This is a genomic window from Paenibacillus anaericanus (genome assembly GCF_003994475.1).
GTDB lineage: Bacteria > Bacillota > Bacilli > Paenibacillales > Paenibacillaceae > Fontibacillus > Fontibacillus anaericanus.
On sequence record NZ_RZNY01000046.1, the window covers coordinates 1 to 20,272 of the forward strand.

The 20,272-nt window shown below is 37.4% G+C and carries 17 protein-coding genes and 1 other RNA gene; 16 read left to right on the forward strand and 2 right to left on the reverse strand.

The annotated features are described in order from the left end of the window. The first annotated feature begins 326 nt into the window (after positions 1–326). The 6 genes from secG to EJP82_RS26160 all read left to right on the forward strand — a co-directional run bounded on the left by secG (position 327) and on the right by EJP82_RS26160 (position 8,252). Positions 327–560 (forward strand): preprotein translocase subunit SecG, encoded by a 234-nt coding sequence (gene secG / locus EJP82_RS26135; RefSeq protein ID WP_127195012.1) that lies wholly within the window; start codon positions 327–329, stop codon positions 558–560. A 228-nt stretch (positions 561–788) separates the two neighbouring features. Beyond that, positions 789–3,617, forward strand: coding sequence for a ribonuclease R (gene rnr / locus EJP82_RS26140; protein WP_127195026.1), 2,829 nt, complete (start codon positions 789–791; stop codon positions 3,615–3,617). A gap of 198 nt (positions 3,618–3,815) precedes the next feature. After that, positions 3,816–4,298: an SsrA-binding protein SmpB gene (gene smpB / locus EJP82_RS26145; protein WP_127195013.1), complete on the forward strand. Its 483-nt coding sequence runs from the start codon at positions 3,816–3,818 to the stop codon at positions 4,296–4,298. Positions 4,299–4,443: 145 nt separating this feature from the next. After that, positions 4,444–4,808: a transfer-messenger RNA gene (ssrA, locus tag EJP82_RS26150) on the forward strand. Positions 4,809–5,111: 303 nt separating this feature from the next. Then, positions 5,112–7,358: an Eco57I restriction-modification methylase domain-containing protein gene (locus EJP82_RS26155; RefSeq protein WP_127195014.1), complete on the forward strand. Its 2,247-nt coding sequence runs from the start codon at positions 5,112–5,114 to the stop codon at positions 7,356–7,358. A 12-nt stretch (positions 7,359–7,370) separates the two neighbouring features. After that, positions 7,371–8,252: a site-specific DNA-methyltransferase gene (locus tag EJP82_RS26160; protein WP_127195015.1), complete on the forward strand. Its 882-nt coding sequence runs from the start codon at positions 7,371–7,373 to the stop codon at positions 8,250–8,252. Between the two features lie 282 nt (positions 8,253–8,534). Here EJP82_RS26160 and EJP82_RS26165 read toward each other — a convergent pair whose 3' ends face one another. Further along, positions 8,535–9,638: a phospholipase D-like domain-containing protein gene (locus EJP82_RS26165; protein WP_127195016.1), complete on the reverse strand. Its 1,104-nt coding sequence runs from the start codon at positions 9,636–9,638 to the stop codon at positions 8,535–8,537. 678 nt (positions 9,639–10,316) lie between these two features. Between EJP82_RS26165 and radC the strand changes: the two genes are divergently transcribed. Beyond that, entirely contained in the window at positions 10,317–10,925 is a 609-nt protein-coding gene (gene radC, locus EJP82_RS26170) for a RadC family protein (RefSeq protein WP_127195017.1), read from the forward strand. An 18-nt stretch (positions 10,926–10,943) separates the two neighbouring features. Here the strand turns inward: radC and EJP82_RS26175 are convergent, their stop codons facing one another. Continuing rightward, positions 10,944–11,291: a helix-turn-helix domain-containing protein gene (locus EJP82_RS26175; protein WP_127195018.1), complete on the reverse strand. Its 348-nt coding sequence runs from the start codon at positions 11,289–11,291 to the stop codon at positions 10,944–10,946. 171 nt (positions 11,292–11,462) lie between these two features. On the opposite strand from EJP82_RS26175, the gene EJP82_RS26180 reads away from it, so the two are divergent. The 9 genes from EJP82_RS26180 (at position 11,463) to EJP82_RS26215 (ending at position 19,916) form a co-directional block, all read left to right on the forward strand. Further along, entirely contained in the window at positions 11,463–12,098 is a 636-nt protein-coding gene (locus tag EJP82_RS26180; RefSeq protein ID WP_127195019.1) for a zinc ribbon domain-containing protein, read from the forward strand. A gap of 19 nt (positions 12,099–12,117) precedes the next feature. Next, entirely contained in the window at positions 12,118–12,273 is a 156-nt protein-coding gene (locus EJP82_RS28080; RefSeq protein WP_170220309.1) for a hypothetical protein, read from the forward strand. A gap of 159 nt (positions 12,274–12,432) precedes the next feature. Then, positions 12,433–13,374, forward strand: a complete 942-nt coding sequence (locus EJP82_RS26185) for a hypothetical protein (protein WP_170220310.1) — start codon at positions 12,433–12,435, stop codon at positions 13,372–13,374. 194 nt (positions 13,375–13,568) lie between these two features. Then, entirely contained in the window at positions 13,569–13,772 is a 204-nt protein-coding gene (locus tag EJP82_RS26190) for a helix-turn-helix domain-containing protein (RefSeq protein WP_127195020.1), read from the forward strand. A 197-nt stretch (positions 13,773–13,969) separates the two neighbouring features. Next, on the forward strand, positions 13,970–15,496 hold the full coding sequence (locus tag EJP82_RS26195; RefSeq protein ID WP_127195021.1) for a hypothetical protein: 1,527 nt from the start codon (positions 13,970–13,972) through the stop codon (positions 15,494–15,496). A 500-nt stretch (positions 15,497–15,996) separates the two neighbouring features. Continuing rightward, the gene (locus tag EJP82_RS26200; protein ID WP_127195022.1) at positions 15,997–16,560 is read left to right on the forward strand and encodes a hypothetical protein; all 564 of its coding nucleotides are present in this window, start codon (positions 15,997–15,999) and stop codon (positions 16,558–16,560) included. Beyond that, positions 16,557–18,260 (forward strand): DNA primase family protein, encoded by a 1,704-nt coding sequence (locus tag EJP82_RS26205; RefSeq protein ID WP_127195023.1) that lies wholly within the window; start codon positions 16,557–16,559, stop codon positions 18,258–18,260. The genes EJP82_RS26200 and EJP82_RS26205 overlap by 4 nt, the downstream gene beginning before the upstream one ends. Positions 18,261–18,495: 235 nt before the next feature. Continuing rightward, a complete protein-coding gene (locus EJP82_RS26210; RefSeq protein WP_127195024.1) occupies positions 18,496–18,702 on the forward strand; it encodes a helix-turn-helix domain-containing protein in 207 nt (68 codons plus the stop codon). Between the two features lie 98 nt (positions 18,703–18,800). Then, a complete protein-coding gene (locus EJP82_RS26215) occupies positions 18,801–19,916 on the forward strand; it encodes a site-specific integrase (RefSeq protein WP_127195025.1) in 1,116 nt (371 codons plus the stop codon). Positions 19,917–20,272: the final 356 nt, after the last annotated feature.

A 20,272-nucleotide genomic window follows, 5' to 3' on the forward strand; every position in this document is an offset into this window, starting at 1 on the left:
TTCTTTTTACTGTCTACTTAAAGGGGATAATATCAGAGTACAGGAACCAGCTTGTGTCCTAGGTGTTTTTACAATGTCTACTAAGTGGGGTCTTGACCACTTAGGTGACCGGGTTTTTTCTTATACATATGACGTTTTTTTGGGTGGAAATGGATTTTTGGTGACGATAAAGAAGAGGTAATTACGCGAAATATCCTTCAAATTATAGGAAGCATGTTGTTATTCCTTGGTAGGCATGGTACAATAATAGTGCTGTTTTTGAATAGTTTAATCATTGTTTGTGTAATCAATAGATTGAGTAAGTTCCGTCTTAGGAGGTGGATTGAATGGATATCTTTTTGAAAGTGTTGCTCATTATTTTCTCTATCGGTCTAATTGCGGTTGTTCTACTGCAGAAAGGGAAGAGCGCGGGTCTTTCCGGTGCCATCTCCGGAGGGGCGGAACATCTTTTCGGTAAATCAAAAGCTCGCGGCATGGAACTCGTTTTGGAACGAGTAACAGTTGGTCTTGCGTCGGGATTCTTTATTTTGTCGATCGTTGTTGCGGTCGTATTGAAGTAGGCTAATAAGTAAAGCTCTCGTTTCCTTTAAGGAACGGGGGCTTTTTTGTTTTAGTTTTTTGTGGGTAATAAGAAAAATGGGCGCTGATAAGGCGACGTCATTTTGTCTGAAACGGATGTACTTAGTGAATTTCGTGTATACTAGTGGTATATGGGAAGGTTATTCGTGGAAATTATTTAATTGAAAAAATATATACTGGCTTGGGAACAAGTCGGCAGAGGTGAGATCATGATTAAGGAAACCGAACTATTGTCCTTTATGCGGGAGACCGCTTATAAACCAATGACGTATCAAGAGCTAGAACAACATTTTCAAATTTCTGATGCTGTGGAATTTAAGGAATTTCTTAAGTTACTTACACGTTTGGAGCAGGAAGGTCAGATTATTCTGACGAGAACGGAGCGCTATGGAGTGCCTGAGCGAATGGACCTGGTACGTGGGCGCTTGCAAGTACATGCTAAGGGGTTTGCATTTCTAATTCCCGAGGATAAAGAGCATCCTGATGTTTATGTGCATGCGAACGACTTGAAGAGTGCTATGAACGGGGATACGGTATTAGTCCGCGTTAGTTCGAAGAGTGCCGGAGGCGGTAAGCTCGAAGGTGAAGTTGTTCGAATTGTTAATCGGGCAGTGACTCAGATTGTGGGTGTGTTTCAGAATCAAGAATCGTTTGGTTTTGTTGTGCCAGATGATAAGCGAATCAATCGGGATATTCTTATTCCGAAGGAGGCTTTTCTAGGTGCTGTGACCGGTGATAAAGTCGTTGTACGCATTGTACAATATCCTGAAGGCCGTGCTGCGGCTCAAGGTGAAGTTATTGAGATCCTAGGTCATAAGGATGACCCAGGTGTTGATATTCTATCTATTATTCGTAAGCATCAGTTGCCGGAAGCTTTTCCGGAAGAGGTAATGGAAGAGGCGCTTGCTGCACCTGATGTGATTGAAGAGGCAGAGATTGTCGAGTCGGGACGGCGTGATCTTCGTGATAAGGTCATTGTGACTATCGATGGTGAAGATGCGAAGGATCTAGATGATGCGGTCCATATTGAGAAATTATCGAATGGGAATACCGTTCTGGGTGTTCATATCGCTGACGTTGGTTATTATGTTCGGGAGAAGTCGGAGTTAGATCAAGAGGCTTACAACCGTGGTTGTAGTGTTTATTTAGTGGATCGCGTTATACCGATGCTTCCGCATAGATTGTCTAACGGAATATGTTCTTTGAATCCGCAGGTCAATCGTTTCACGTTGTCTTGTGAGATGGAATTCGACGAAGATATGAAGATCGTGAATCATGATATCTTTTCGAGTGTGATTCGGACAAAGGAACGGATGACGTATACTAATGTCCGCAAAATTGTGCAAGATGAGGATCCCGAGGTTACTGAGCGATATGGCGATCTAGTTGATATGTTCAAAGAGATGAAGGAGCTGGCATTGAGACTACGCGGGAACCGGATGCGCCGCGGAGCTGTCGATTTTGATTTCGAGGAATCGAAGGTGATCGTGGACGAGAATGGTAAAGCGATAGATATCGTGAAACGTGAACGGTCGATAGCGGAGCAGATCATTGAAGAATTTATGTTAGCAGCCAACGAAACCGTAGCAGAGCATTTCCACTGGCTTAAAGTGCCTTTCATATACCGGATTCACGAGGACCCAGATCAAGAGAAGCTGATGAACTTTATGGCCTTCGCAGCTAATTTTGGACATAAGGTGAAAGGTGGAAAAGGCGACAAGGTACATCCACGTGCGCTTCAGAAGTTATTGGAGGATATCCAAGGTACGAAGGAACAAACGGTTATTAGTACTATGATGTTACGTTCGATGAAACAGGCGAAATATGATGCGGAGAGCACGGGACATTTTGGTCTTGCAGCGGAGTTCTATACTCACTTCACATCCCCTATTCGTCGATATCCCGATCTGATTATCCACCGTGTGATTCGTGAGGTAATTGAGAACAAAGGTGTGCTAAGTCAGAAACGGCAGGAATATCTAGCTAGTCGTATGGGAGATATTGCGAAACAATCTTCTGAGCGGGAGCGGGTTGCCGTGGAAGCAGAGCGCGATACCGAGCAGCTTAAGAAGGCGGAGTTCATGCTGGATAAGGTCGGCGAGGAATTTACCGGCATAATCAGCAGTGTAACGAGCTTTGGTATGTTCATTGAGCTGGATAATACGGTCGAAGGTTTGATTCGTCTTAGTGCCATGACCGATGATTATTACCATTTCCATGAACAACATATGGCGCTCGTAGGCGAGCGTACTTCGAAGATTTATCGGATCGGCGATGAAGTGAAGATACGGGTCGTTCGTGTAAATATGGATGATCATACGATTGATTTCGAAATGCTCGATATGAAGCCGCGTCGTCGTGAGGACGGACCACATGGCGGTGGCAACGTACGTGGCGGTTTTGCTAGCGGACGTCCTGGTGGTGGGAAGTCTGGAAAAGGCGGTGCCAGAGATGGCAAGTCTGAAGCCAAGGGTGGCAAGGCCGGTAAATATAGCAAAGCTGACCGAGGCGGCAAACCTGGCATTAGCAGTAAGAGCAAAGGGAAGAAGTTCGATAAGGCAATGACGGATGGAAAAGGCGGCAAATTCAGCAAGGCTGGACCTGATGGCAAAAGCAGTAAGCCAGGTAAAGCACAGGCTGGCAGACCTGATGGTATAGTAGGCGCGGTAGCTGAAGGCGGAGTAGATGTTAAGAGCGGAGCGCCAACTGGCGGCGGTAAGCGCGGCAAGCGGAGCGGGGCCGGAAAAGGTAGAGCGTCAGAGTCTGCGGCGCCAGCGGTGAGCTTTGGTTTTGGTTCGGGCAAGGGCGGTTACGCCCCAGGACCGGCATCACTTAGCAGAAACGGCAACACCCCTCCGGGTGGCAGTGGTGAGAATCGGCGCAAGAAGAAGACGTCGCCGAGCGGGATCTTTATCGGCGGTGGCGGTAGCTCCGTCGGGGGTGAAACACCACCAGCGCGCAAGAAGCGCAAGGGTGGTAAGGGTAAAGGTGGCGGTGGCAACGAGCCATCCGTGTTCGTACCTAAGGATAAAGCCTAAAGATAAGTAGGACCATCGGGAGAGGTTGTGTGATTGAGTTCTTCTCATCACACAACCTCTCGTCTTTGGATGGTCGGTCCCAGGAATCGTAATCAGTGCGCGTATTCCTTGATTTTGCATGACTAAGTTTGGTACAATAAGTCTCTGATATGCTGGAGCGTAACGCTCGGTGAAGGATCGTTTACGAGGAGGATGAACATGGCGAAGAAGAATGATGGTAATAAGGTATTGGCACAGAACAAGAAAGCTTCCCATGACTACTTTATCGAAGACACCTTTGAAGCAGGCATGGTGCTGACAGGTACGGAGATCAAATCGATCCGTAACGCGAGAGCTAATATTGGTGATGCTTTTGCGACTATACGGAATGGTGAGATCCACATCCATAATATGCACATCAGTCCGTTCGAGCAGGGTAACCGGAGCAATCCGAGTGATCCAACTCGTACGCGTAAACTGCTAATGCACAAGGCACAGATCCACAAGTTGCTTGGTTTGTCCAAGCAAGAAGGATATTCCATCGTACCGCTTAAGATTTATATCCGTAATGGTTATGCCAAGCTATTATTAGGTCTTGGTAAAGGGAAGAAACAGTACGATAAGCGTGAAACTGCTGCTAAACGGGATGCTCAGCGCGATATTCAACGTGTGTTGCGTGAGAAGCAAAAAGTGGCTCGGTAGGTTGAAACTGAGCTGAACAGCTTAGATTGCCTCATTTTCCAGTAAGTCTACAAGCATTAAGGTTTGAAAATGTGGTATACTAATTCATGTAAGAAACAGATCATCTTGCTTGATGATCCGACTAATCCTACACCCTTTTTATTTAGGGGGCGTTTATGGATTCGACGGGGGTAGTTCGAGCAGGGGTAGCGGGTAGTGGGGACGCGTCCACTTTATCAACGCTAAAGCCTATTAAATGGCAAACAACAAACAAACTACGCTTTAGCAGCCTAAGAAACTGTTGGCGTGCTTCTACCTAGCATCGTCCATGTGACTAGGATAGGGGCTAACATATAGTGGAATACGCTGTCTCATCTCCGCCTGCGGTGAGCTGAAGAAGATAATCAGGCTGACCCAACGTATAGCCTGTTACGGGGCGATACTCGGGTGACATCAAAACCGTGACTACACCCGTAGACACCTTTGTGGCGTTGCCTTCGGACAGGGGTTCGACTCCCCTCGCCTCCATACTGAAAGTCCAGCCCTTATAAGGGCTGGACTTTTCTATAGGGGGATTTTGTAGACGGATAGTAGACGGAGGATTCTTTAGGTTTAGTTTTACTGTAATCTTGTAGACGAAGAGTCTACATTTTTTATTAATCGTGGCTGCTATGTTCTAATCGAGTTGCAATTAGCAGGACTGGAGGAGTTCCGATATCAATTACTATTAGAACTATATCCTTCAGAACAACAAGGAACATAAATAATTATTGTGATGTAGGAACTGTTGTTCTGCTATAATGTTTTTGTAATCTCTTTTTATCTGGAGGACTTATGAATACGACCCCCGCAAGTATTAAAGAAAAGAAACTTATTAAAGATTACGCTGATATTTATCAAAAGTGTAAAATTATATTGGAAAGATGGTTATCTAATCAATACGATAAACAATTTAATACTTCAGATCAAGCGCATCAAATTCTACTTATACTAACATTAGTAAAGTTAATAGATGCGAATGAAAATTCAGTAATACCTTTGAAAGTAAAAATAGCTTTAAATATTGGTAATTCTAAGTGCTCAGATGATTGCTTTATAATTTGGTCTTGGATATCTTCGTTTTTTGTAAGAAGTGATGATCATATTTTTTGTTTAGAATTAATAAAGCTCACATGGGGAATTCCTCCTGTATCGGATGAGACTCTTAGAGAAGTTAATCAATATTTAAAATTGTTACCAATGGATGATAAATTTTTCGATTTATTACCATATGTTCTCGAAGTATTTGAATATGAGGATATTGACTTAAATACTGCATTAATAGACCCCAAAAGGGGGATGATACCTTCTAAAAAGAAAAGGAAGGGTATCTACTATACACCTGATGATGTTGTGAATCACTTGGTTTCTAATACACTTGGGAAATTACTTGAAAGTAATAATTTTCAACTCGATATTAATAATCTTAGGGCTTTAACAGTTTTAGATCCTTCTTGTGGAACGGGAATCTTTCTTAAAAAATCATTAGTCTATCTTGTTGGTAAATATAAGGACCTTAACGTTGATTTCCCATTAACTGAAGTGTTAATGAATAATATATATGGAGTTGATAGAAGCCCCTCAGCTGTTCGCTCTTGCGTTTTGATTCTTTTAACATCAGACCTCAACTCATTTTTATTGTCCAATCACTCTCCTTTTGTGTTATGGAATCTAGCGCTTATGAATATACGAACGGGTGATTCTGTAAACGGTATTTTACCTCAAGATCAGGATAAGACTAATGTGAGAATTAAACAGAAAATGTTTGATTATAGATTAGAGAAGAAAAGAAGCCTTGTAACATTAGATGGTTTTGTTAATTGTCCTGATATTCAAAAAGTTCTAAAAGAGACTCTTGGTAATTTTAATAAGGAAAATTACTTATCTTCATCATTCCATTATTATCTAAACTTCCCTGAGGTTTTTTTGTCCGCTAATAATGGTTTCTCATGTGTTATTGGAAATCCGCCATATACAGATCACTATATAAAAGAAAATTCTAATCAAACAACTTATATCTCATTCGGGGGAAACATTTATACTTTATTTGTTGAAAATATGAAATATCTTTCAGGGAAAAATTCAATTTCAGGTATGATAATCCCGCTATCAATATCGTATCACACGGGCCAAATTTACAAAAACATAAGGGAGATGTTCATTAATGATTCTGCGGAGTGGGTTTTTACTCATTTCGATAGGAGTCCGGATTCTTTATTTGGCGATGATATTAAAACCAGAAATACAATTGTTTTTCGTCAAACAATTGATATAGTCAATAAAAAAATGTATACTAGTTCTTTGCTTCGATGGAATAGTCGGGACCGTGATAAGCTTTTTAATAATATTAATATAATTAATATTGGAGACTTTAATATAGCCAATTTTATCCCAAAGATATCCTCAGAACTTGAATTGAAAATTCTAAAGACATTATTAAAACAGGGGAATTCATTATATGATATGGTTAAGTTAGTGCCAAAAAAATCGATTACTGCTTTGGGGAATTCAAATAATAATGTATATTTTTATAGTACGGCATACAATTGGTTACCCACATTTTTGAAATTACCAGAATCTTACGATAAAGATGGAAAGAGAATTGTTCCTGATTCTTTATGGGCTGTGAATTGTTCTTCAATGAGGGAGTCCCGCTTTGTCTTTGCATGCCTTGCTAGTACTATTTCATATTGGCTATGGGCAGTACAAGGTGACGGATTTCATTTTTCTTCTCAATTACTCAAAAAGCTCCCGTTCAATAAATCTTTATTCTCAGAAACGAGTTATAATAGATTAATAAGTTTAGCTGATGACTTATGGATTGAGTTAATCAAATATCCAATTAACAAAGTCAATTCTGGTAAGTCCATTGGTAATTATAATTTTCTGTCGTGTAGAGCTATCATAGATCAAATTGATAATATTATTATACAAGAGGTAGGGTTGCCTTCTGACACCTTGAATTTTGTTAATAATTGGTATATAAACATGATACAGGCAGGTAGAGGTGAATTTAAGAATTCTCAATTTTTTAAAGTTTAATTGGAGGTAATTATGATTAATTTATCTGAGGAATTATTCAAAATTGAAATTAATGGAGAAATAAAGGAAAAATCAAAGTTAACAAAGGAGGAGTGGAGAGATTGGACCAAATCAGTTTGGTCAATAGCTAATACATCTCATAAAGTGCATCCAGCGGTATTTCCAGTGGAAATACCATATAGGCTAATTAGGATGTTTTCATTTTGGGGTGAGACAATACTTGATCCATTTTGTGGCGTCGGAAATAGTGGAATAGCTGCGTTACAAACTGGACGTAATTTTATAGGGTATGATACCAATTGTGAATTTGTCGAAATTGTAAAGGAGAGCCTCTCCTCTACTCCTACAAATTCAAAGTTCCATCAAATAATAAATGGTGATAGTAGGGATATGAGTGCTATACCTGATAATTCGATCGGTACGATTACAACATCACCTCCTTACTGGAATAAAGCTAATTATGGCGATTTTGAAGGGAATATTGGAAATGTAACCGAGTATGATATTTTTCTTAATAATATACAGTCAGTCTTAAAAGAATGTTATCGTGTACTGAAACCAGGGAGACGAATATCTATAATTACAGCAAATGTAAACCAAAATACTACCGAAGGGTTATTGACCTTTCCTATAGCTTCTGATTTAATTAAGAAGGCTCAAGAATTGGGATTTTTACTGGTAAATGAGATAATCTGGTCAAAGGATGGTACAGGTGGGAAGTGGGGATCTTCGGGTAAACAGCGCCCGATTTTTGGTAGCTATCCACATCCTCCAAACTTCCTTTTTAAAACATTACATGAGTATATAATAATTTTAAAAAAACCCGAATACAAAAAATCTAGTGCACCAAAGTATGCAGATTTGTTTGCTGGCGATCCTCATACAAGGTTTTAATATAATGAACAGGTACTCTGTATGGAGACTGCTGTAAAAGTCGTGTTTTTGAAAAATCCAACTTTACCAGGGGGTCATAAATGACTCTCTAACCTCAAAACGAGCCTTAGAAGCGATTCTAGAGGCTCGTTTTTCTTAGTTTATTAAATTGGAATTTCAAATGACCACTTTTGCAGTGCTATGTACGGGGCCTGTTTTTTTATGGCTTAAACTAGTTGAGTACGCGAAGCGTGCGTAACAAAAAAAACTACTGCAGTTCATTTACTAACGGGTAGTCATGATTTAAATTGGGTAGTTGGACCATATATGTATTAAATTATCTATATTTAATATATCATAAGCAAGTGCATTCCCATGAACTGGGGTTCGTGATAGGTGGTTGTTTAGCTCAGAAAAACCATCATCTCCAGGTAGTAATAGCATGTATCTAAAAAAATCGGGGTTAATTTCTTCAAATACTAAGATCGGCCTTTGACCATTAGTAGGATAATTGTTCAGTAAAACTCGTGCTCCCCCAACCTCAATCTTTGCATTCATATTACGAGGACTTAAAACTAATCTCCTCTGTTCAATTGGTCTTGGGACGGAGTTAGGCTGAAGTTGTTGCAGTCGTATTTGTCTGGTATCGGTCGTATTAACAAAATGAAAATAAATTCGAGCAATATCTAGTGTGAAATGCACTTGATGTACTCTATCCCCGGCCTTTGGAACTTGTCTAATTAGAATAGTACGATTATTAATTAGTGGATCAACATGATCAATATCATTATCCTCGATAACTGAAATGGTATTCCCTTGGTTTCTAGTTATTCTTCTAGCGCTACGTTCTTTTTTTCTAATCTCCTGAATTTTTACAAGTAATTCATCAGTGATTATTTTGATGCTAGATTGTTTATTGTTAGTTGAATCCCATACAGTTTCCCAATTGGAAACCTCTAAACTACTGAGGCCATCAAGTCGCACGGAAATTTCAGTATTAATTTTGAGCCCACCACTTGTAAGATTGTTTGAACCAACTAAGACAGTTCCGGTTCCATCCGCTCTTTTAAAGAGAAACATCTTTGGATGGAAAAGACCAGAAGTGCTTTCAAATGCTCTAATATATACATTTTCATGTATATCATCGATTTCTTTCAGAGTTCTTAGTGCGTCTGCAGTTGTAATACTATCTATTCCAATTATCCATTTAAGTTCATTAGCGTTTCTAGTTATGTAATTATTTAATTCACCGCTAGATGCTGCGCCTATAGCTAAAATACCGTTTAAGGTTGCAAAAGCTATTAATGCTTTTGCACTGACAACGGTTGGATCTGATAAGAGCTCTCGTATGTGATTCTCAAAAGTAACGTCATCTTGAATTCCTTGGGCTATAATAGTCTGTATCATTCAGCACCTCATCTACAAATATTTTGGCTCAGTATCTGTAACAAAGAATCCCATAAAGACTTGCTAATAATAGCCTATCAAATTATCTGATAAAAGCAAGTTTAATTTGGAAAGTATAGGGTTGTATTTTGAGGCCGCAAAGGGTGCCTATGGATTCATCATTGCCACTTAATACGCTTGATAATGTTTAGTATCTAAATATCAGTGTAACAACTAAGCCCTTCCGCTTCCAGAACTATAGATTTTCTTCAAAGCTCATATCCTGTTATAATGGCTACGGTTAGGATAATGAGATGGCTAGTGTGTTCGGCATACAAACTTTAAAGTATTCTTTGGAATTTTCGGGTATAATTCTTTAGCGGGGACAGAGAGACCGAATAAATATTCTGGGTTTTTTTACGTTATATAAATCTATATTATAAATGTGATACTTATGCTGATAGGTAGTCTTCATGAGAGTTAGTTCACACATAGAAAAGTCGAGAGTATTTATACTCTCGACTTTTCTATGTAATTTAGGGAGCGATGCGTATTGAATATTATTCTAAATAAAGTCTCAAGGTGGGTAGTATCTATTGTTTGGATTGTGATAGTTACAAGTTCGATCTTTAAGGCTGAAGAGGTATCAGATGATGAACCGTTCTAGCAGCCAAATAATTATACGAAGGGGTATTAAATATGGACTACACTGATAATAGCGAATTAAGAACCCTGTTAGCTGATTCTCTATGTGAAAAACAAGGTAGCTACATCATTGAGGAGTTATTTTCGAGATTCCCAGTAACTAATGAGTTGATGGATGTGACGGAGCAAGAGCTTATACAAATTAAGGGGATCGGAAAGGGAAAGGCTAGACAAATAATTGCATTACTTAAACTCGCAAAATCCTTTGTAGTACCTTCTAATAATAATACTGTAATTAGAAGTCCCAGTGATGTTTTTGAGTTAATAGAGCCAGATGTTAGATACCTACAGAAGGAGCATTTCATATGTTTATTTCTAAACACAAAGAATCATCTGATTTTTAAAGAGGTCATTTCAATAGGATCTTTAAATTCAGCAATAGTTCATCCGAGGGAGGTGTTTCGTGCGGCAATTAAACGATGCAGTGCTTCTATAATAGCTGTGCATAACCATCCCTCAGGCGATCCGCAGCCAAGTTCAGAAGATATTGAGATGACTAAACGTCTTGTTGAGGCTGGAAGTATAATAGGAATTGAGCTACTTGATCATCTGATTATAGGAGGACATCGTTTTTATAGTCTAAAAGAAAATAGTCTAATGTGATAATACTCTAAGGTATACTTAGTTTTTATTATCTCTAAATTTAAGCAGTCGCTTAATAAAGTTAAGGATTTCTTCTTGTTCATAAGGAGTACGCCCTAATAGTTGATATGTTATTTTATCAATATGCGTAGTTTCCAAATTACTAGTTTCATTTGAAGTAGAAACAAATAGATCCGAGAGCTCGATATTTAAAGCTCTTGTTACTTTATCTAATGTATCTATTGTTGGGCTTTTTTCACCACGTTCAATTTGACCCATATAAGACGGGGTTATCCCTGCTTTAAAAGCAAGTTTTTCTTGACTGAATCCTCGTTGTTGACGCAATTCGCGGATTTTCTCTCCGACGGTAATGGAAATATTACTCACATTCTTTCCCTCCTACAATAACCATGTCACTAAGGAAACCATATGTGTTAAAGTAGGTGGCAACAACGCACAATAGTATATATTTATAATAGTTACTATAGTGATTGACATAATTCGACGACTACAGATATAATTATTTTGGGAGAATATAGGTAAGGAGGAGGGGGTATATTGAACTGTCCAAGGTGTAATTCGCTTAACGATGATGCCGCAAAATTTTGTAACAGTTGCGGATCAAGCTTATCTTTACACTCAGGTGGAGTTGGAGAAATAAATGCTTCAATTCCGAAAAAGGAGAAAAAAGGTGGCTGCCTAAAATCCTTGCTCATTGTTATCGGTGTACTTTTTGTGATTTTCTTATTAATTGGGATATTTGCTGGAGATGATGAAACAACAAATCAAGGTACTTCCCAGTCAAATGGGGAGAGTAAGATCACAGAGCCAACAGAAAGTCCGTTCAATTTGGAGGATTTTAAATTGGAGGCAGAACAATATCCTTATAAAGAGTTGGCTAGAAACCCAAAAGAGTATATGGATAAGAAGTTGGTCTTTGTTGGTCAAGTAGTTCAAGTTATGGAATCAGGTAATAAGGCGCAATACAGAATAAATGTTACTAGTAATGAATTTGGATATGAAGATACCATCTACGTATTCTATAAGAGAGATAAAGATGAGTCTCGTATTCTTGAAGATGATATAGTCACGATTTGGGGAGAATCAAAGGGTTTAATTACATATGAGGCAACCATAGGTGGGAATATTACAATTCCACAAGTAGATGCAGTTGCTATTGAGCTTATGAAATAATTCACTATTGGAGGTAAAAATGAAGGTTATAGGGATATTGTTGTTGATTCTTGGAGTTATTGGAATAGTATTAGGTGGTATGATGGTAGGTGATATTGGTATAGCAGCTATCATCGGATCAATCACAGCGCTGTTATCTGGTATTGGGTTTCTTATTGCGAAAAATAAAAAGTAATAGTGAAAGAGTGTAGTTCAGTAGGCGTTTACTGCTGATGCTATACTTTTTTTTCTTATTGTGCAGTTAATTGGCGATAGGCTAGAATAGCTTCAATACCATTTATTGAATGGTGTATGTTGGTAGTCATTTCAAATAAAGAGATGGAGGAGAAGGACATTGAAAAAGCGTATTGCTATACTATGTTGTCTCATGATGCTTTTAATACAGGTTACTAATAACACTAAAGTAATTGCAGCAACTAACTATAGTGGGGAGTGGAGTAACTATAGTGATATTGGCGATTATGGTATGGATGAAATGAGACTTATCATAAAGGATAATGGAAAAAAGGTGAGTGTTGAGGCTTCTGAGGATATTTTTATACCACGAGATGATACAAGAGAAAGTTATATAAATGGGATTGGTAAAATGCGCAGTCACTTAGTTTATGGTAGTGTCAATTTTAATACAAAAGGTCAAGCGTCGTTTAACTTTAAAGATGACTATAATAATGGAAAAATGAATATTCAGCTACAGAAGGATTATATTCAGATAACATGGAAAGGGAATGATTCTTCGGAATATTCTTTCCCAAATGGGACGTTTAAGCTCTATAAAAAAATAAAGGTAACATCAGCAGAGTCTAAAAAGATGGGTGTATTTTTAAGTAATTTTACAGAGGTGTTTTTGGATAGATTTGATTCAAAGCAGATTAATAATACTGATCTGATTCATTTTGGAATATGGCATAATTATATGAATAATTACGATACAAGAATAAGTGGTACGAAAGAGGGCTTATTATTTATTTCGAAAAACAGTGTTGAGGATTCAATATATAAGTATTTTAATATTCAGTTTAAAAATCATAAGTCGGTAGATGGATACAAGTATAATGGAAAGGGCTATACATTTGACGGAGCCGATGGAGCACAAATAAATTATGTGAAAGTAGAAACGGTATATGACTTAGGGCAGAATAAGCTTAGATTGAGTGGGAAACTTTATAATCCTGAAGATGATACAGCAGAATTACAGGGGCAGGTTGAGGCAGTAGTTATAAAAGTGGATAAGAATGAAATTAGGTATGTATTGGAGAAGTTGACTGTTAAGAACTAAATGTTAAGAGTGGGCGCATAAACTAGGCCTACTCTTTTTTTATATGCGAGCAGAATACCAGGTATATTCTGTACTTATTATCGTTTTATTGAGTTTATTATTACGATTAAATAAGTCTATATAATTTCATATAAAGTAAAATAAAGACAAAAGGTGAACAATGAATTAATCTAAATAGAGGTTGGTGAAACAGTATGTATGACGAATATAATGATATAATTACCGTGGAAGAACTTGCTGAGTATTTACGCATAGGAATGAACACCGCTTACGGATTAGTTAGCTCAGGTGAAATTCAGTCTTTCAAAATTAAAAATTCCTACCGTATTCAGCGAAGTGCAATTGTAGATTTTATAATAAAGAAGAATAGTCAGGTGAATAAGCCGACCTATGATTAGTATAAGAGTGCGTAAATATTTCGATGTCTTAGAGCTACCATTCCAGTGATTAGTGAGCTGGTCCTATGGTTGCTATTCATTTTGTTTGTGGCTTCCAATACCTGAAGGGAGACATAATATCATCGAGCTAGGATGTTGGCTTTCTAGAACGATATCAATTTTTGCTCCGGAATATTCATAAAAAAGGGGTGTTTTTATTGAAGAATGTAAAAGTCGATATAGATATGATCTCAAAAAAAGAAGGAATAAGTGTAAGTTCGAGTAACTTTAAAGATTATACTCAACTCATTGAGTCTATTGTTGGAAAAACTGAATTAAAAACCTCATTTGAAAAGGCCTGCGGGCAGTTTAATTTAGAACCGGATGCGATAGGGGATTTTATTATTAAGTATGTAATACATCAGCTAAAGATGGAATTTACTACGTTTAGTATAGGAGAAAAGCGTACAATCGGAAATTTCGCAGAGACTAAAGCTGGTGATTTCATGTTTGATATATTAGAGAAAACTCATTTCGCTGATCCAGAACGATTCTTTGGAATGTATAATAATTCAATCCGAGGGCATTTTAGCCTGAAGGAAATCATAGAAGGTGCAAAATTAATACCCAAACTATTTAAAAATTATGAACCTTCAGCAAACGACCCTCATATACGTGACACGTGGCTTGAATATTCAAATAAGCTAGGTTCATTTTATCGCTTATATAATGAGTGTGAAGTTATACGAGCTAAAAAGCCAATTAGTACAGCTCCAAATAACTTAGATGAAAAAAAGGGTAAAGATTTAATTCAGAGTCAGATACATCACATTACAAAGTATTTTCAAATGCTAAAGGAATTCAAGGGTCATGATATCACGGAAGATTTGCTTGAACTTGAGCGTAACACAGATCTGTTCTTCTTACATAGAGTATATCAAATACTTAAAGGAAGCGAATGGTTTAATAAGCTTTCAAAAGATCGGCAGAAGGATTATCTTAAGGTAATTAGTTTGTTTTCAGTGATAGACGATCTGAATATAAAATTATATATGGTTGAAAGATTCGTAGAGGATAGACCACCACTTAATCTGCTTAAAGGTACCCAGGGATATGTTAATCTGTTTAGATTCATATATTTCCAAATCCCTACTTTAAAGGAACTACTAAAACGCATAATATTGAATGTAAGTGAGGAAAAGGTTGGTCCGCATAAAAGGGGACGTGATGTGATACTTAAGATGCATAGCTATTTATTTTTGGAAGGATTTCAGTATTATCAAGTACCGGAGTCGGACAAAGAATTATTATTCGGTTTGAATATACATGAGATATCAAGTGCTGAATATTCAGAATTGTATTTTGATTTATATAAATGCGTATATAAGCTGAGAAAGATAAGGGGCTATAATTTAGATGAATCAATATTTGGTTTTATAAATAAAGTAATCAATAAGGTAATATTACAAGAGGGAGAAGCCAAGGAGACACTTTTAAATGATTGGGAATATAGTATAGACTCTTTGATTTATCAAGTTATTGGAGAACTAGATAAAGTAGGGGGCTTTTTTTGGATCGATAAGGACATTAAAGAATATGTAGAAATAAACGAACTGCTGGAGGTTACTGGATTTTTTGGAAGAATTAACAGAGAAAGTATAGAAAAAAAGCTGACCGACAGTAATATTGAACTTGGGGGGGGGGGGGAGCTAGGCAAGTTTAGGAATCTTGGACAGAATCAATGATAACGTTAACAACAGTTTGAATCCACAAGTTTATTTATGGCTCAATCTAGAAATCAGTGGTTGATTGTATGAGTGTGAACAGAGCGAAGGGTCGGAGGGATTTTGAAGAAACGGTAGGGATTTAACAGCGATCGTAAGAACCCTCCGAACCAGTAGCAATTCATTTAAGAGAAGTAAACCACTGATTTTGGTATTGAACCATATTTATATAATAAAAAATTTATACTGAAAACCACTATTCTTTTTTTAGGATAGTGGTTTTCAGTATTTTCAAGGCTTTGCACTAGTAGTAAAAAAAAAAGTGAAGATCAACTACTAGTTTTCTAATGCTAATCTTGGAATGTGATTAACAATCGAATACCAAGGAGTGATTGGAAATGAATAAATAATTATCTGATTCCACAATTGCAGTTTTTTATTGAGATGGCGCAAGACTGAGATTCAACTAGAAATAGAGTCAAACCAAGCTTCAAAAAATAATATATGAGGAGATGTAAAAAATGAATACACAGAGATTACTAGCCGAATTAACAGAAAAGGAACAAAGATTGCTCTCTAAGATGAGGGAAAATGAGGATATCCAACTGGTTGCTAGTGATTCGTTAGGATCTATTGCTTGTTTAGATTGCACAATAATTGATCCAGTAAATTTATTTGTGGCCTATTCAGACAGTAATAAGAAAATCTGCAAGGGTGTTTATGCAAATGAGCATTTTTCCTTGGGAAACGAGGAGACGGATAAAGATCCACGTCCTTTGCGAGTAATAACGGATTTAAGGAAGCCCGAATCGATTAAGTATTATGTTAATTGTCACGGTGAAGATTATTTATTTTCAAATGATTGTAAAGATGAAGCGACGCAATTAATGATTTTTATGGAATCACCAGGATTTTGTCAGATATCCTTATATAACGGATTTCTTACACACGAGAAGATAAGTCATATTTTTTCTGCTTCGGCTAAAATGAGGAGTCATATAAGGACACTTGCATACAGTATATTATCCCGTGACTTTGAAAACTTCTCGAATAGTTTAGACCAAATGGAGAGTCGGAAAAAATGAAAAAACAAGAGCGTGTAAATTCATTAGAGTATTCGCAATCTGAATTTTCACAGGGTCATGAATTAAATACTTCATATGTAAAAGAAAAGGATATGCCCTTTAGTAATGGAACTGATGCAATTCACAAACTTTCTAAGGGATCCATAGGAGATGAATATGCTAGTGCTCATGATATGGATTTCAATACAGAGGATCCGGAATCATTTGCAGGGAGTGGGAATCCGTCGGATTCATACCTAAATAATCAAAACAGACAGTTTGGAGAAATGGAGCATAGGGGCACTCCAGATCTGAAAGAAAAAAATATTTTACTCGGAGAAATAATTGCAGATCCGTCTCCGGCAAAGGAAATAGATTGTTCTGTGGAAAATAGCGTTCCATTAGATTATATGGTGACGCAAACGTTCATCAATGAGAATGCGATTAAATGCTTCAACGATACAATTTACATTTATGATGAAAAGCATGGATACTACAAGGAAATAAATGAATCTCAAGTATACGTTGCTATTCGAAAAACACTACCTCCAGAAATTGATATGAAATTATCAAAAAATAAAATAATTGAGGTTATTCATCGCCTGAGGAGCAATCCAGACTTGCATGTTGAACTTAATTCTTTTGATAGTTATGTGGATCTGATCAACTTTAGGGATTGCGTCTTGGATGTTCAGAAGAGGGAGGTGCGTCCTCATAGCTCTGAGTTTATGTTTACTAGCTATATTGATGCTGATTTTGAAGAAACCCCTGGAATAAGAACTTATAAAGGTGGCAAAAGAGCTGAGGGCAGAAGTTTTGAGAAATTTCTAAATGATTGTACAGAAGGAGATCAGAGAAAGATGAGATCTTTACAGCAAGTAATGGGTTATATCATTAGTAATGAGTGGAGGGCAAAAAAGTTCTTTGTTTTAGTAGGAGCTCCGCACACTGGGAAAAGTGTCTGGCTTTGGCTATATAGAATGCTGATTGGAGAAAATCATACAACAGCCATGAGCCTCAAACAGCTAGGAGAGACTAGGTTTATGACAGCTGAGTTGTTCAAATCTAAGCTCAATGTAACTGCTGAGATGGATGAAAGTTCGGCCCTTAAAGGGACAGACATAATTAAAGCAGTGACTGGCGGAGATTTGTTAACAGCGGAACGGAAAGGTGAGCACCCCTTCCGCTTTTATGCGAAGACAAAGCTTGTAGCATGTGGGAATAGTATGCCATTACTTAGTAAGATGGATGGTACCTCAGCCTTTATTGATCGGTTATTGTTTCTTACATTCAATAATACAATTCCAGAAGAAAAGAGAGATAAGAGACTGATGGAGAAACTACTCGAAGAAAAGCATTTTATAGTGAAGTGGGCGGTTCAGGGTATGTATGATCTTCTCGATAATGATTTGGTTTTTGAAGAAAGTGAGGATGCCATACGGTTTAAAGAATCGTACTCAGAGGAACTAAACAGTGTTTCAGAGTTTATTAGAGAGAGATGCATTGTTGACCCTGGAAACCACGCCTATAGCATTCATAGAAAAAATCTTTATGACGCATATGTTTATCATACTCGAAGCGATGGCTCAAGAGCTGTTACAAAAGAAGAGTTCTATGTTGAAATTAAGAAACTGGGAGTGTTACAGGCAAAATTTCGCCTTGGTGGCAATCCATTAATAGGGTATAAGGGGATTAAGTTAGTGCCTCATAAAACTAAATAGCTGATCCAGAAGGCTTTAAGTATAGTAGTTCCAAGGCGACTAAGAGGATTTTTATAAAATATATAAGAAGAGTAAGATTAGATGGCTACATTGTCTACGTTTGGGAGAAACAAGCCTATTTTAAAGGAATTGTGTTAGTTCAAACGTAGACAGCGGTGTCTACATTAAGGCTTCATGGTGCTACGTTTAAGCTCATATTGAAAATATATATTATTACTAGAAGGAGGAAAAGAAGATGGTGTTAAGGGATCGTGATATTTGCTATACCGTCTCAGATTTATATGAAATGCTGCCCTTGGGAAGAAATGCAATATACAAGCTGGTAAATAGTGAGGACTTTCCGAAGAAGCGAATTGGGAATAGAATATTGATTCCGGCTTTAGGTTTTGCAAGATGGTTAGAAAACTTCGATGGAAATGATGGAGAGGATATTAACATCTAGAATAATAACATTCAGGATGCTCCATTAGACCAATGATATGGGGTAATGACAAGGACTACTCATTCCTCTTATAAAGATAGCAGAAAGGGGCTGTATAGATGGCAGGGAGCATACAAAAGGTAGGCAACAAATATAGAATAACAATGGAAACTGGTAAAGACTTCAGTGGCAAGCGCAAACGAACTTATACAACAGCTATCTCAGAGGCCGAAGCGAAGAAGATCCTAGCTGAATTTGAGTATAATCAACAGAGGGGTATGTTAGTTGAGTCTAGTCAAATGATATTTTCTGAGTTTTTGGATCACTGGATGGACAATTATGTTCAATATAATTGTGAAGAGACTACTGTGTATGGATATAAAAATATTTTGAAGCATATGAAGGACCATATAGGTCAAGTAGAGTTACAGAAGCTACAGTCAGGTCATTTGCAGGAATATTATAAATATTTGATGGAAACCAAAAAGTTATCACCAAATACTGTTCATAAACATCATGCATGTGCTAAAAAGTCACTATCATATGCTTTGAAACAGCAGCTTGTATATAGAAATGTGGCAGATGGTGTGTCGCTTCCACGCAGAAAGAGGTTTGAAGGTCAATCTTACACAAAGGAACAGTTACGCGAGCTTTTACAGCTTGTAAAAGGAACGAGATTGGAATTGCCTATATTTTTGGCAGGATATTTGGGATTAAGAAGAGGAGAGATTGTTGGACTAAAATGGAAATATGTAGATCTTGATCAGCGGGTAATACATATACAAGAAGTAAGAACATCTGCAGGTAAGAATGTTATTGTGAAGGCACCAAAAACAGAGAAAAGTAGGAGAACGTTATATATCGAAGATGAATTACTTGAACTTCTACAAGCCTGTAAAGAGAAGCAATCAGAATTCAAGAAGGTCTTTGGAGAAGGGTACCACAATACAGGTTATGTATACGTACATGAGAATGGAAAGCCATATAGAGTAAACACAGTTACAGAACAGTTTAAAGACTTCTTAGAAAAAAATAGTCTAAGGAGAATACGGTTTCATGAGCTTCGTCATACGTTTACGAGTATATTGTATGCTGAGGGAGTAGATCTTAAGGCAATATCAGAAGCGTTAGGGCATTCAGATATAGGTACAACAAATAGGATATATACACATGTTTTTGACAAAACTCACAAGAATACAATCAGTGCAATGAGTCAGGCCTTAAGAACCCCGTAAAAATGTACAAATCGGCCTATTAATGAGGATGGCTATGAGATACTAGATTTGTTATAATCTATATAGGATAATTCTCTTGTGCCAATAGACTCAATAATATATAGCTTCTGTCCAAAACTCCTGTCCGATTTCTGTAGACACTTCGTAGACAAAAGACATAATAAAGCATAATAATGGGTAACAACATATAACATGAATTAATAAATCAATTGTAAAAAAACCTTACGGGATAAGCGGTTTTAACATGAAGAGGTATCAGTTAAGATTAGCCAATTTTTTGTGGACAGGGGTTCGACTCCCCTCGCCTCCATATGGAGCACACAAAAAAAGACACCCGAGAGGGCAATGTCATTAAG

Bases quoted from the DNA above. Each gene is read 5' to 3' on its own strand.
- EJP82_RS26215 (WP_127195025.1), top strand. From the start codon at position 18,801: ATGGCAGGGAGCATACAAAAGGTAGGCAACAAATATAGAATAACAATG.
- smpB (WP_127195013.1), top strand. From the start codon at position 3,816: ATGGCGAAGAAGAATGATGGTAATAAGGTATTGGCACAGAACAAGAAA.
- EJP82_RS26165 (WP_127195016.1), bottom strand. From the start codon at position 9,638: ATGATACAGACTATTATAGCCCAAGGAATTCAAGATGACGTTACTTTT.
- EJP82_RS26210 (WP_127195024.1), top strand. From the start codon at position 18,496: ATGGTGTTAAGGGATCGTGATATTTGCTATACCGTCTCAGATTTATAT.
- EJP82_RS26190 (WP_127195020.1), top strand. From the start codon at position 13,569: ATGTATGACGAATATAATGATATAATTACCGTGGAAGAACTTGCTGAG.
- rnr (WP_127195026.1), top strand. From the start codon at position 789: ATGATTAAGGAAACCGAACTATTGTCCTTTATGCGGGAGACCGCTTAT.
- radC (WP_127195017.1), top strand. From the start codon at position 10,317: ATGGACTACACTGATAATAGCGAATTAAGAACCCTGTTAGCTGATTCT.
- EJP82_RS26155 (WP_127195014.1), top strand. From the start codon at position 5,112: ATGAATACGACCCCCGCAAGTATTAAAGAAAAGAAACTTATTAAAGAT.
- secG (WP_127195012.1), top strand. From the start codon at position 327: ATGGATATCTTTTTGAAAGTGTTGCTCATTATTTTCTCTATCGGTCTA.
- EJP82_RS28080 (WP_170220309.1), top strand. From the start codon at position 12,118: ATGAAGGTTATAGGGATATTGTTGTTGATTCTTGGAGTTATTGGAATA.
- EJP82_RS26205 (WP_127195023.1), top strand. From the start codon at position 16,557: ATGAAAAAACAAGAGCGTGTAAATTCATTAGAGTATTCGCAATCTGAA.
- EJP82_RS26160 (WP_127195015.1), top strand. From the start codon at position 7,371: ATGATTAATTTATCTGAGGAATTATTCAAAATTGAAATTAATGGAGAA.
- EJP82_RS26200 (WP_127195022.1), top strand. From the start codon at position 15,997: ATGAATACACAGAGATTACTAGCCGAATTAACAGAAAAGGAACAAAGA.